Here is an 11,916-nt window from a genome sequence, read left to right on the forward strand (position 1 = left end):
GTGAACATCGCGCGAAAGCTGTGCGCGACCGCCCTGCTGGCGTTCGCCGCTCCGGCCTCCGCGCAGGATGCGCCGACGGTCGATCCGATTGCGTTGGGCGAATTGGACGGCTTCCTTACCGGAGTGACGCTCGGCGACCGGTTTTCGGGGGTGGTGCTGGTCGCGCAGGGCGGGCGCGTCGTGTTCGAGAAGGCGTACGGCAAGCGGGACGAGCGCAGCCCCGCGCGCGCGCCGGACCTGCTGACCACCGATACCCGCTTCAACCTGGGTTCGGCCGGCAGGATGTTCACGGCGGTGGCGGTGCTGCAGCAGGTAGCAGCGGGCAAGCTGAAGCTGGACACCAAGGTCGGGCAGGTCCTGAAGGACTATCCCAACCGCAAATTCCGCAACGTCACCGTGCGGCAGTTGCTCGCCGATCGAGCCGGCGCCGGTGACATCGCGCTGTTCGGCGTGGAGAACGCGGTCAACCGCGGACGCTATCGCACGGCGGCCGAGATGGTCGCCGCGTTCGGCGCGCGCGGGCCTGCGTTCAAGCCGGGCTCGCAGCAGCAACCTAGCGATTTTGGCTATGTGGTGCTCGGCCGCATGGTGGAGGTGCTCTCGGGCGAGCAATTCGAGGCGTACCTCGCCCGCAACGTCTTCGCGGCGGCGGGCATGACCCGGACCGACCACACGCCCTGCGGCACCGGCGCGACCGATCTGGCGGTCGGCTATGTCACGCTTGCCGGGCAGCGTCAGCGCAACTGTGTCGCACAGCCGCTCGCCGGCTTCGCCGCCGGCTGGCAGGTCGGCACCGCGCGCGACCTGCTGCGTTTCGCGACCGCGCTGGACGAGGGGAAGCTGATCCCCAAGCCGCTGCTGGCCCAGGCCGTCGCCGCAGCGCCGGCGGGCGGACTCGGCCTGGGCACAGGCGAATACTGGGGACAGGCGGGCGGCGGCGCCGGGACATGCGCGGAGCTGCGCCGCTACCCACGCGCAGGAGAGACGATCGTGGTGCTCGCCAACCGCGATCCCGCGATCTGCTCCACCGTGGCCGGTTATCTGCCGAAACAACGAGAGCGTCGCTGAGCTGCCTCGCCGTGCTATCGGCTGGCCGGTCGTGCCGCCTTGCCGCGCAACACGATCATCACGTTACACCAGCCTGGCTGCGGCGCACGGCAGCTTGCGAGCGGCACGGGCGCGCGGATAGGCGCGTGGCAATGCCCAATCGGGCATTCCCTTGTGAGCGTGACTGACGAAACTGCTGGCTCGCAGAAGGGCTTGGCTGGCGTTCTAGATTGTAACCAGAGCCGCACACCGACTATGCGGCGGTCGGATCGAGACACAGGAGCGAGCGATGGCGACGTTGGTTCGGAGCGAGGAGATGCTCCGTCGGGATGCTCTTGCCGAGCCTGAACGCCTTCGCGCCGCCTATCAGGCCGCGACTCCGTACCCGCATCTGATCATTGACGACTTCCTCGACGGCCAGTTCGCCGATCAGGTGCATGAGGAGGCGCGTCTCACGGCCGCCAACAAGGACGCCAGCAACGGGATCACCCAGTCGCTGAAGGTCGCGTGCACCGACTGGGCTGCGTTCGGTCCGCAGACCCACCGTTTGATCTCCTACTTCAACTCCGATGAATTCATCGCCAGACTTGGGGAGATCGTCGGCATCGCCGACCTGTTCGGCGATCCCGAGCTGGAGGGTGGGGGCATCCACATGACCCGCCGGACGGGGTTCCTGAAGATGCACACGGACTTTAATTGGCACGACAGGTTGCAGGCCGATCGGCGGATCAACATCCTGCTCTACCTGAACAAGGATTGGCAGCCAGCCTATCGCGGCGAACTGGTCCTTTCCGACCTGGAGCTGCGGGATCCGGTCTCGGTCGAGCCGATCTTCAATCGCCTGGTGATCTTCAACACCAACGATCTGACGCTGCACGGCCATCCCGACCCGCTGATGTTCCCCGACAACTATCCGCGGACCAGCATCGCCATGTATTACTATTCACATGGCAAGCCCGAGGCGGAGCGTATCCGGGGCCGTGCGACCACCACGCGCTACCTGCCGCGAGACAAGCACGACATCAGCTTGAAACAAGGTTCGTTGAAGGCGCGGTTGGGATACCTGGCCCGACGTTTCCTGCGTATCTGAGCGAATGACCGGTACTATGGCGGCGGCCGGCCAGGACAACTCTCCCGCCGCCCATGGACAGGCGGTCGATGTGGTGATCGTCAACTGGAACGCCGGCGATCAGCTGGCAACCTGCCTCCAATCCTTGGCGCGCTTTGGTGACGGACTGATACGCTCCGTGGTCGTGGTCGATAACGGGTCTACCGATGGGTCAGCCGATTTCGAGGTTCCGGGCCTTTCCTTGAGGATCATCAGAGCGGGCGAGAACCTCGGCTTCGGCCGCGCATGCAACCTCGGCGCCGCGGACGCTGCGGCCCCGCTGCTGCTGTTCCTCAATCCGGATGCGGCCGTGCTGCCGGACGCACTGTCGCGGGCCGTGGCCTTCATGGCTACACCCGAGGCCGACGACATTGGCGTACTCGGGATCCAGCTGATCGACGAGGACGGGGACGTCCATCATCATAGCACCGACCGCGCATCGCCCCGCACGATGTTCACGCACGCGCAACGGGCGGTGCGTTTCGACCACCTGCACAGCCGCGAGGTGGATCATGTGATCGGCGCGTTCTACCTGATCAGAACGGAGCTGTTCCGCAGCCTTGGCGGGTTCGACGAACGATTCTTCGTCTATCTGGAAGATGTCGACCTTTCGGCCAGGGTCCAGGACGCCGGGTGGCGTGTTCATTATCTGGCCGAGGCGCGGGCGTTCCACAGAGGAGGCGGAACGTCGGACCAGGTCAAGGCCAAACGACTCTTCTATGCATTGCGCAGCCGTGTCCTGTACGGCTTCAAGCACTTCTCGTTCGCCTCGGCCGTTGCGGTGACCGCGGCGACGTTGCTGGCCGAACCGGGGCTCCGGCTGGGCCGTGCCGTTATGCGACGGTCGATGCGCGAGGTGCACGAAACGCTGGGCGCCTATGGTCGATTGTACCGCGACCTGCCCGCCATCCTACGCGCGGCGCGGCGCGGCAGGCCGTGACGACCCGCCCCGCCGGCGTGATGGGCCTCGCGGCGTAGGATTGCGCGCACCCCGCCCAGCTTCTCATGCGCGACGCACTTCAACGCTGGCGTGAGTGCGGCTATCGGAGGCAACCTGGGCCCAACGGCCCGATGTTCCGCGCTGAAAGGACCGATGTTGAAGACCACGCTGCGAAACTGACGCCGCGACTGGTCTGGCGGACAGCCTCGTTCGGCAAGGCCTCTCTGCTCGATGGGTACGACCGGATCAGCGGTCGAAATGACGGCCTTCGCCCCCCGCGCCGTGCCAGTTTCGTCGGCAGTGGCGACTTCGATGCAGCCGGTGCGGAGTTCAGGAAGCTGTTCATCGAAATCGGGGGTCTCAAGCCGTCCGACGCGGTGCTGGACGTGGGCAGCGGCATCGGCCGCATGGCGGTGCCGCTGACCACCTACCTCACAGGGGGAGGGCGCCTGGAGGGTTTCGATATCGTCCGCAGCGGTGTGCAATGGTGTCAGAAGAACATCAGTTCCCGGTATCCCAACTTTCAATTCCGGCATGTCGATGTTTTCAGCAAGGAGTATAATCCGCAAGGCAAGCTGCAGGGCAAGGACTTCGACTTCCCGTATCCGGACGCGACGTTCGATTTCGTCTTCCTTACCTCCGTGTTCACCCACATGCTGGACGAGGACATCAAGAACTACCTGGCAGAAATCGCCCGCGTGACGAAGCCTGGCGGCCGCTCCTTCATCACTTGGCTCGTTCTGGACGACGAGGCCAAGGCGAACGTCGCCGGCGGCCGGGCCGCCCAGAATGTGGTTCATCCGCAAGGCGCAGGGTTCGTCGCCAATCGCGACGTGCCGGAGGAGGCGATCGCTTTCCCGCTCGAAACGGTGCGGGCTCTCTATGCCGAGGCCGGGCTTCGGCTCCTCGAGCCGATCCGGTTCGGGAGCTGGAGCGGGCGGAAGGATGGGGTCACCTTCCAGGATATCGTCGTGGCCGAGCGCCCCTGAGAAGAAGGGTCGGCGCCCGCCCGCCTGGCCGTGCGGGCGCTCAGGCGGTGATCGGCTGCCCCAGTGCCAGCGCCTTGCCACGCGTCACGATCACCACGTCGCCCAGCTTCACCGCGCCGAACAGCTTCTTCGCGAACGGAACGGGCACACCGATACAGCCATGCGTCGCATAGCCCCACTCCACGCTCGTGCCGTGAACCGAGATGCCGTCATTGGTCATGCGCAACATGTACGGCATCGGCGCGCCGTAGAGATTGGAGACGTGATCGGCGTCCTTCTGGGTGATCGGAAAGCGCCCGAGCGGCGTCGGCTTCTCGTCGTCGCCGTAGAGGATCGCCGCCGCGCCGATCTCATAGCCGTCGCGGAACACCGACAGCACCTGCGCCGCGAGGTCGACGGTGATGACCACCTGCCCCGTTGAGGGTGCGCCCGCCTCGTCCCAGTGATGCGCGCCGAACTTGATCGGTCCGATCGGCAGCACCCGCCTGACGATCAGCGCCTCGGGTGCGGGTTGAGCTCTCGGCGCGGGGCGGATCGTCTTTGCGGTAGGCGCGTGCGCGGGGACGATAACCAAAGCAGCCAGCGCCGCCGCCGCCGACCAGAAGGAGATACCCGCCATGCGCTTGATTGTGCCTGCGTCCGTGGCCGTGCGCCAGTGGCCGACCGGGGGTGTCCTTCAGCGGGACACCCGAAGCCGTGCTTAACCGATCAGCCGTCGGCGAGCTTCAGGATCGCTCTCCATTCCGTCTCGCTCACCGGCGACACCGACAGTGGCGACTGCCGAAGCATCGCCATTCCTTCGAGCGCCGGTTCCGCCTTCATCGCCGCCAGCGTGACCGGGCGGGGGAGGGGGCGGTCCGGCTCGATCCGAACCGAGACCCAGCGTACATCGCCGCCATCCTCCCGGGCGGTGCGCGACACGCGGGCGATGCCGACCGCAGCCTTGTCGGCGCCGCTGTGGTAGATCAGCACCGTGTCACCCTCCACCATGCGCCTGAGGTGCCCCGCGGCGGCGGCGTTGCGGACGCCGTCCCATTCCGTCCCTCCGTCACGGCACAGGTCCGCCCAGCCATAGGAGGCGGGCTCGCTCTTGAGCAGCCAATATCCCAACGCATTCTCCTAAACCGTGGCTTAACAACGTGTTCCGGGCCGGTTCAGCGCGACTCGAGTAGAAGTCCAGGCAAGGTCGCGGCGTCGTTTGTTCGACGGCATCGGAGACCCTAGCGTATCGAGTAGGAGGTCTGCCATGACTGGATTGATCACGAAGACGGTTCTGGGCGGCGCGTTGGCCGCGAGCACGCTGGTGGCGGTGGCCCCGGCGGAAGCGCAATACTACCGGCGGCATCATCGCGGCAACGGTGACGCTGCGGCGGGCGCGATCATCGGCGGCATCGTCGGTCTGGGCCTGGGCGCGGCGATCGCGTCGGGCAACCGCGACCGCTATTACGACCGGGGCTACGCCTATGATCGCGGCTACTACAACGCGCCGCGCGCCTACCATTATCAGCAGCCCTACGCGTACAACTACCGCCAGAGCTATCGGCCGCGTTGCTGGACCGAGCGTCGCTACGACCCCTACTACGGCCGTCGCGTCCGCGTCCGCATCTGTAACTGAACCGGATGATCAAGGAGCGGCGCGCGGGAGACCGCGTGCCGCTTTTTTGTGGCCTGAGCACGGGTGCTCTGGCTAAGGGATGGGGATGACCGACACCCCTCCAGACCGGCTTTCATCCGACCCGCGCTCGCCCCACTTCGATCAGGCGGCGCTGGAGCGCGGCATCGGCATCCGCTTCAAGGGCGCGCAGCGTCACGACGTCGAGGAGTACAGCCTGCCCGATGGCTGGATCCGCGTCGCACTGGGCAAGAAGGTCGATCGTCACGGCCGCCCGCTGACGCTCAAGCTGAGCGGACCGGTGGAAGCGTGGTTCGAGCGCCCGGCCGCGGGCGCGGAGGACGAGGTCGAGACCGACGCTTAGGCCGGCGTCGAGAACACGATCCTGCCGGCCTTGACCTGATCCGAGCCGCTGTTCGCCAGCGTCCCGGCAGCAAGCGCGATGGCGGCGGCGGTGAGGCCGAAGCTCACCGTCGCGATGCGGATGGTTCTCATGATCGTCCCCTGCCGGTCCCACCCGGCCGGATGGGACTAGGCCCGTGCGGACGCCGCCACTACTTACAAATGCGGTTAGTGGACGAAGCGCGCCACCACGTCGCGGTAGGAGCGGCTGACCTTCACGGTGCCGCCCGAGTTCAGGACCAGGAAGCATTCGCCGTTGGTATGTGGCTTGACCTGCTTGACCAGGTCGAGATTGACGATGGTAGAGCGGTGGACCCGCTGAAACCGGCGCGGGTCGAGGCGCTTTTCCAGATCCTTCATCGTCTCGCGCAGCACGAGGCTGTTGTCGCCGGTCTTGATAACCATATAGTCGCCCGCCGCTTCGATCAGCTCGATCGTGTCGACGTCGACGCGGAAGATCTGACCCTGGTCCTTGATGTTGATGAGCTTCTCGAAACGGTTCGACGACACCTCGCCCCCCCCGGCCATGCCCTCGCCCGCCAGATCGGCGGCGGCGTCGGGGGCATGTTCGGCAAGCGCCTCCTTCAGCTTCTCCGCCTCACCGACGCTCTGCTTCTCGTTCAGTCGCAGCCGGACGCGGTCGAGCGTGTCCGCCAGCCGCGCCTCATCCACCGGCTTCATCAGGTAATCGACCGCCTGCGCCTCGAACGCGCGCAGGGCATGGTCGGAATAGGCGGTGACGAAGACGAACAGCGGCGGCTCGACCTCCATCAGCCCCTGTACGACCGAGAAGCCGTCGAAGCCCGGCATTTGAATGTCGAGGAAGACGAGGTCGGGCTTATGGGTCTTGATCGCGCGGATCGCTTCGCGCCCGTTGATGCATTTGTCGATGATCGCGATGTCGTCGAAGGCTTGCAGGCGGAGCTCCAGCCCCTGGATGGCAAGCGGCTCGTCGTCGACGAGAATGGTGCGGATGGTCATGCGGCCTCGTCTGGTTGCGGGCAGGTCGGCGATGTAACGGCGCCCAAGTGAACGGCGCCTTGCAGCTTGGTCATGCGGCCTCCCTGTCCTCCAGCTGGTACGGAATCTCGATCGAGACCGAGAATCCGCCCGCCGGCGTCGAGTGCGTGGTCAGCCGCTGGTCGGGACCATAGGCCTGCGCCAGCCGCTCGCGGATGTTGGTCAGCCCGACCCCGGTGGAAAGGCTGGGCGGCGGCGCGCCGTCGCGCAACCCCGGGCCGGTGTCGGATACGGTGATCCGCACGCGTTCTCCGGCGAGCCGCACCTCGACACGAATGTCCGCGCCCTCCTCGAGCGGGCTGACCGCGTACTTGATCGCGTTCTCGACCAGCGGCTGCAGCAGCAGCGAGGGCAGGCGGGCGCGCTCGGCGGCGGGATCAATGTCGAACTGCGGTCGCAGCCTGGCCTCGAACCGCATCTTCTCGATCTCGAGATACAGCTTCAGCGTCTCGACCTCCTGGGCGACCGTCACATGCGCGGTCGGCTCATTGGCGAGCGTGTAGCGCAGGAACGAGCTGAGCCGGGACAGCATCGCGTTGGCTCGCTCCGTCTGCTTCAGCAGCACCAGCGTCGAGATCGAGTTGAGGGTGTTGAACAGGAAATGCGGGTTGAGCTGATAGCGTAGCATCGCCAACTGCGCCGAGCTCGCCTGCAATTCCAGGTCGCGCATCTGGTCGATCTGCTCCTCGACCAGAATGTAGAAGTTGATGCCGAAATACAGCGCGGACCAGCCGGCCAGTACGGTGAAGCAGATGTAGAAGGCGCTGAGGAACGACGCCAGGCTGACGCCATAGCCCTTCATGCTGATGAACGAAAAGGCGAAGGCGACCAGAAAGGCGTAGAGCAGGGTCGCGCCGACCAGCGTCGCCACCGTCAGCGAGATGCCCGCGACCCGCGGCAGGCGGCGGTAATAGCCGTACAGCGTGGAGAGCAGCAGCGTGATGCAATAGCCCAGGATCGCCTCGATCAGCACCGGGATGACGACCTCGATCGACGGCCCACCCGAGATCGACGCCGCCTCGCGGACGATCAGATACCCGCCCCAGCCGACCGCCTGCAGCGTCCAGAACGCGCGGCTCTTGTCCTCGAAGAACGGCCGGACGTTGAGCGCTGTGCGCGGGCGGATGGGGGCAAGGGTGGCCACGGCGCGGTGTATAAGGGCGAGGTGCGCATGGCGGAAGGGTGCCGGACACAAGAAGGGCCGCCGCTCCGGTCAGAGCGGCAGCCCGATCAGACCCCTTCGGGCGCGGCCCTTTAGAAGGAGAAGCGCGCGCCGACGCGGATCAGGTAGAGCGAATTCGAAATGCTCGGGCTGATTTCAGCCACCGCCGGATCACGGAATGAAGAGTAGCGATACTGCGCGCAAGCCTGGGTGGAGTTGGTGTTGGCTACCGCTGGCAGGCCGGTCGGGTTGTTTGCCGCCGTCGTGCCGATGTTGACCACGCCCGTACCCGTCGCGACGGGGGCGCTCAGGCACTGCACCTGCACAACCGCCGACTGATAGGGGAAGCCGAGCTGACGCAGCCCGCCCCAGTTGCTGTTGAGCAGATTGGGCAGGTTCTCGATGTCCGCGAACACCGAAACGCGGCTGTTGCCGATGAATGCAGGCAACTCCTGCTCCAGGTGAAGGTCGATGCGGGTGAAAGCGCGGTTGCGGGCGATGTTCTTGGCCGCGATGCCGCCACGGTACTTCTTCAGGTTGGTCCGCTCGATCAGCCCGTCGACCGCCGCCTGCGTCGCCGCCGAGTCGTAGGAGACAAGCGGATCGGTCGTGCCGGTCGGCACATACATCAGGAAGCGGGTGTTGCCGTTGGTGCCGATGTTGGTCACGGTACCGAAGACCGGCGAACGGTTGCCGCCCGGATCCTGCATGGTGAAGCTGTACCGTCGGCCCGATCGGGTCTCGCCGAACAGCGAGATCGTGGTCTTGTAGTCGCCGAAGAATGCGTGGTCGAAGCCGATATTGTACTTGAACGCCCAGGTCGTTTCATCCGACGACTTGCCATAGGTCGCGAAGTTCGGATCCGCCATCGCGGCGTTGGCATAGTTGGACGAGGCCGTCGACGAGGTCGCCGGGCTGACGTCCTTCACGTCCTGCAGCGCATAGCTGCCACCGAAGTACAGGCCCCAGTCGAACTCCTTCTGAAAGCGCACCACGCCGATATGGGTGCGACCGCGGCTGTCGTTGTACAGCAGGATGTCCTGGTTGGTGTCGGTACCCAGACCGGTGGTCGCGATCTGACCGTTATACAGCGTCGTCGCGTTGTAGCGCGGGCGACCGTCCGGCAGGCTGCCGATCCGGATCGAACGGATATCGGTGAACGCCACCGACTCATTGGTCTTGCTGAAGATATAGTCGGCACCGAGATTGAAGCCGAATAGCTTGTAGTCGGCCGACAACGTCGCCTTGGTCACCGAAGGCAGGCGGAAGTCCTGCGCCAGCGCGTTTGTGGGCGCGGTCAGCAGCGACGCGGTGTTGGTCGACAGGAAGGTGTTCGCCGCCGCCGGGATGTTGGTCCCGGTCACCCCGTTCAACGCCGCCTGGCACAACGCGGCGTTGGCGCCGGTGTAGGGCGCAGTGCAGGTCGCGGTATTTTGCGAGCCGGCAACCGCACCCGGCGCGCCGGTGGCGCGCTGGACCGTGGTCAGCCGGTTGGAGAGCACGCCGGTGTTGGAATAACTGTTCGACAGATAGATGTCCGGCGAGCCACCGCCGAACACACCGACGCCGCCGCGGATGCGGAGGTTATCGATCGGCGGCTGCCAGTTGAAGCTGAACCGCGGCTGGAAGTTGTCCAGACCCTTGTAGGTCTGCGTGTTGAAGAAGCCGAAACGGTTGAAGAAGGCGTTGTTCGCCGCGACCGGCGACCGCTGCGCGAACACGTCATAGCGAACGCCCAGATTGACCTGCAGCGTGTCGGTAATGTCCCAGGTATCCTGAAGCCCGAAGCTGTACTGCTGGTACCGGAAGTCCGCCGCCACGTCCGGAAGGTTGAGCGACACCGCATTCGCGAAATCAAAGCTCGCCGCCGACCGGTTGCGGAAATCCGCGATCGAGTCGAAGTAATAGGCGCCGCTGGTGCGCTGCAGGAAGTAATTGAAGGTACGGTTCGCGGTGACCTCGAACAGCGCCTTCACATCATGGCCGCCCGAGACGTAGCGCGCCTGCAGCGAGCCGCCCCAGGTGTCGTTGAACAGCTCGTTGGTCTGACGGCTGATATCCGGTCCGAACGCGACGATCGGGATGCCCGTCGAGCAGGCGGTCAGGGAACCCACCGACGCCGCGTCGGTGCACACGCGGAACTCGGCGAAGCCACGGCCGCGCAGCGGGTTCTGGCCGGTGCGCTGCGACTTGTACTGGAAACGCGCTTCGGTCGAGAAGTTGTCGGTCCACTCAGAATTCAGCTGCGCGATGCCCGCGCGCACCAGCACCGAGCGCTCATAAGCGTTGGATTCGAGACCTAGGGAAGGGGTGGTGGTCGAGTTGGCGTTGGTGTTCTGCAACACCTGCGCCGACTCATAGGCATTGACGTACGACAGCGACAGGCGGTGGCCGGTGGCGATGTTCCAGTCGATCCGCCCCACGATCTTCTCGTCGCGCTGATTGTTGATGCTCAGGATGCCGCCGGTGTCGTAATTGTACACGCTGGACGCGATGCCGGTGATCGCGTCCACGACGCCTTGGTTGAGGCCGGTGACCTGCGCGGCCGTCGACGGCGTGAACGGCCGCGGATCGGTGTTGCGCTCGGCCGAGACCATGAAGAACAGCTTGTCGGCGATGATTGGGCCGGACAGCGTCGCGCCATAGGTTTCGGAATTGTAGTCCGGCAGCACCAGCGTGTTGGAGCCGATGCGCTTGCCCTGAAGCTCGTCGCGGCTCTGCGAGTAAAAGCCGGTGCCGTGGAACGTGTTGGTGCCCGACAGCAGCACGGTGTCAATGGCGACGCCCTGGAAGTTGCCCTGGCGGATGTCATAGGGCGCGAACGAGGTCGAGACCTGTGCGATCGCGTCGAACGGCACCGGCCCACGGCCGGTCGGGTTCGCGTCGGAGTTCAGGCCGAACTGATCGCCGACCTGGACGCCGTTGATGGTAAAGCGGTTGAAGCGTGGATTGACGCCGGCGAAGCTGACGGCGCGCGTATTCGACAGATCGAGGCTGGCGAGCGGATCGCGGCGCTCGATGTCGCGGATGTCGCGGTTCACAGAGGCGACGCGGCGTACATCCTCCTGCGTCAGCACCGTCTGCGGGCCGTCGGAGGTCGTGCCGGCGCCCTGGATGGAGTTGGCCGTCACGACGATCTCACCCGCAGTCGAGCCCGCGTCCTCGGCAGCGGCCAGCTCGACCGGCAGGTCGAAGGCCTGCTGAACGACCGTGAAGATGTCGGTCACGGTCTTGTTGCCGGACGGGCTCGTGACCTCGACGGTGAACGGACCACCGACGCGCAGGCCGGGCAGATTGAACGACCCGTCGCCGCCCGTCGTCGTCTCCGACCGGGTGCCCGACGGCACGTTAATGGCGACCACCGTCGCACCGGCTACGGGTGCGCCGTTCGCCGTAACGGTGCCGCGGATGGTGGACGTCGTCTCCTGGGCCGACGCCGCAGCGGGAATCGCGAGCGCGGCGATGGCCGCACCCAGAAGGAACTGATTTCGCATGGATTTACACCCTTTGGAGTTCTGGCTGGAGCGGCTCTGTTCGCTTCACCGAATGCCGCGCCCGTGCCCGCCTAATATTGCGACTCCGTGACAGCGGCTAGGTGATTGACCACCTGCTCACGACTCAATCCATGTTGCGTTG

Annotated in this window: 12 protein-coding genes; 6 read left to right on the top strand and 6 right to left on the bottom strand. The window is 65.6% G+C overall.

From position 1 onward, the window contains the following. From VFQ64_RS15360 to VFQ64_RS15375, 4 genes are all read left to right on the top strand, one after another. Entirely contained in the window at positions 1 to 1,068 is a 1,068-nt protein-coding gene (locus VFQ64_RS15360; RefSeq protein ID WP_325104223.1) for a serine hydrolase domain-containing protein, read from the top strand. A gap of 268 nt (positions 1,069 to 1,336) precedes the next feature. After that, complete coding sequence (locus VFQ64_RS15365) at positions 1,337 to 2,137, top strand: 2OG-Fe(II) oxygenase (protein WP_325104224.1); 801 nt, start codon at positions 1,337 to 1,339, stop codon at positions 2,135 to 2,137. A gap of 16 nt (positions 2,138 to 2,153) precedes the next feature. Continuing rightward, entirely contained in the window at positions 2,154 to 3,095 is a 942-nt protein-coding gene (locus VFQ64_RS15370; RefSeq protein WP_325104225.1) for a glycosyltransferase family 2 protein, read from the top strand. A gap of 131 nt (positions 3,096 to 3,226) precedes the next feature. Continuing rightward, complete coding sequence (locus tag VFQ64_RS15375) at positions 3,227 to 4,084, top strand: methyltransferase domain-containing protein (RefSeq protein WP_325104226.1); 858 nt, start codon at positions 3,227 to 3,229, stop codon at positions 4,082 to 4,084. A 40-nt stretch (positions 4,085 to 4,124) separates the two neighbouring features. Here the strand turns inward: VFQ64_RS15375 and VFQ64_RS15380 are convergent, their stop codons facing one another. Continuing rightward, positions 4,125 to 4,703, bottom strand: a complete 579-nt coding sequence (locus VFQ64_RS15380) for a L,D-transpeptidase family protein (protein WP_325104227.1) — start codon at positions 4,701 to 4,703, stop codon at positions 4,125 to 4,127. An 89-nt stretch (positions 4,704 to 4,792) separates the two neighbouring features. Continuing rightward, entirely contained in the window at positions 4,793 to 5,194 is a 402-nt protein-coding gene (locus tag VFQ64_RS15385) for an EVE domain-containing protein (protein WP_325104228.1), read from the bottom strand. 136 nt (positions 5,195 to 5,330) lie between these two features. Between VFQ64_RS15385 and VFQ64_RS15390 the strand changes: the two genes are divergently transcribed. Together VFQ64_RS15390 and VFQ64_RS15395 are read left to right on the top strand one after the other, a co-directional pair. Next, on the top strand, positions 5,331 to 5,699 hold the full coding sequence (locus VFQ64_RS15390; RefSeq protein WP_325104229.1) for a hypothetical protein: 369 nt from the start codon (positions 5,331 to 5,333) through the stop codon (positions 5,697 to 5,699). An 85-nt stretch (positions 5,700 to 5,784) separates the two neighbouring features. Next, a complete protein-coding gene (locus VFQ64_RS15395) occupies positions 5,785 to 6,060 on the top strand; it encodes a DUF3297 family protein (RefSeq protein ID WP_325104230.1) in 276 nt (91 codons plus the stop codon). Here VFQ64_RS15395 and VFQ64_RS15400 read toward each other — a convergent pair. The 4 genes from VFQ64_RS15400 to VFQ64_RS15415 all read right to left on the bottom strand — a co-directional run bounded on the left by VFQ64_RS15400 (position 6,057) and on the right by VFQ64_RS15415 (position 11,774). Next, positions 6,057 to 6,191: a hypothetical protein gene (locus VFQ64_RS15400; RefSeq protein ID WP_325104231.1), complete on the bottom strand. Its 135-nt coding sequence runs from the start codon at positions 6,189 to 6,191 to the stop codon at positions 6,057 to 6,059. The genes VFQ64_RS15395 and VFQ64_RS15400 overlap by 4 nt on opposite strands. A 75-nt stretch (positions 6,192 to 6,266) precedes the next feature. Further along, positions 6,267 to 7,079: a LytTR family DNA-binding domain-containing protein gene (locus VFQ64_RS15405; RefSeq protein ID WP_325104232.1), complete on the bottom strand. Its 813-nt coding sequence runs from the start codon at positions 7,077 to 7,079 to the stop codon at positions 6,267 to 6,269. Between the two features lie 70 nt (positions 7,080 to 7,149). Next, positions 7,150 to 8,262 (bottom strand): sensor histidine kinase, encoded by a 1,113-nt coding sequence (locus VFQ64_RS15410; RefSeq protein WP_325104233.1) that lies wholly within the window; start codon positions 8,260 to 8,262, stop codon positions 7,150 to 7,152. Between the two features lie 110 nt (positions 8,263 to 8,372). Beyond that, positions 8,373 to 11,774: a TonB-dependent receptor gene (locus VFQ64_RS15415; RefSeq protein WP_325104234.1), complete on the bottom strand. Its 3,402-nt coding sequence runs from the start codon at positions 11,772 to 11,774 to the stop codon at positions 8,373 to 8,375. Positions 11,775 to 11,916 lie beyond the last annotated feature (142 nt).

It is taken from the genome of Sphingomonas sp. (genome assembly GCF_035714405.1).
Lineage (GTDB): Bacteria > Pseudomonadota > Alphaproteobacteria > Sphingomonadales > Sphingomonadaceae > Sphingomonas.

Excerpts from the sequence above, each read along its gene's own strand:
- VFQ64_RS15405 (WP_325104232.1), bottom strand. The coding sequence starts at position 7,079 with ATGACCATCCGCACCATTCTCGTCGACGACGAGCCGCTTGCCATCCAG.
- VFQ64_RS15380 (WP_325104227.1), bottom strand. The coding sequence starts at position 4,703 with ATGGCGGGTATCTCCTTCTGGTCGGCGGCGGCGGCGCTGGCTGCTTTG.
- VFQ64_RS15390 (WP_325104229.1), top strand. The coding sequence starts at position 5,331 with ATGACTGGATTGATCACGAAGACGGTTCTGGGCGGCGCGTTGGCCGCG.
- VFQ64_RS15400 (WP_325104231.1), bottom strand. The coding sequence starts at position 6,191 with ATGAGAACCATCCGCATCGCGACGGTGAGCTTCGGCCTCACCGCCGCC.
- VFQ64_RS15415 (WP_325104234.1), bottom strand. The coding sequence starts at position 11,774 with ATGCGAAATCAGTTCCTTCTGGGTGCGGCCATCGCCGCGCTCGCGATT.
- VFQ64_RS15370 (WP_325104225.1), top strand. The coding sequence starts at position 2,154 with ATGGCGGCGGCCGGCCAGGACAACTCTCCCGCCGCCCATGGACAGGCG.
- VFQ64_RS15365 (WP_325104224.1), top strand. The coding sequence starts at position 1,337 with ATGGCGACGTTGGTTCGGAGCGAGGAGATGCTCCGTCGGGATGCTCTT.
- VFQ64_RS15395 (WP_325104230.1), top strand. The coding sequence starts at position 5,785 with ATGACCGACACCCCTCCAGACCGGCTTTCATCCGACCCGCGCTCGCCC.
- VFQ64_RS15375 (WP_325104226.1), top strand. The coding sequence starts at position 3,227 with ATGTTCCGCGCTGAAAGGACCGATGTTGAAGACCACGCTGCGAAACTG.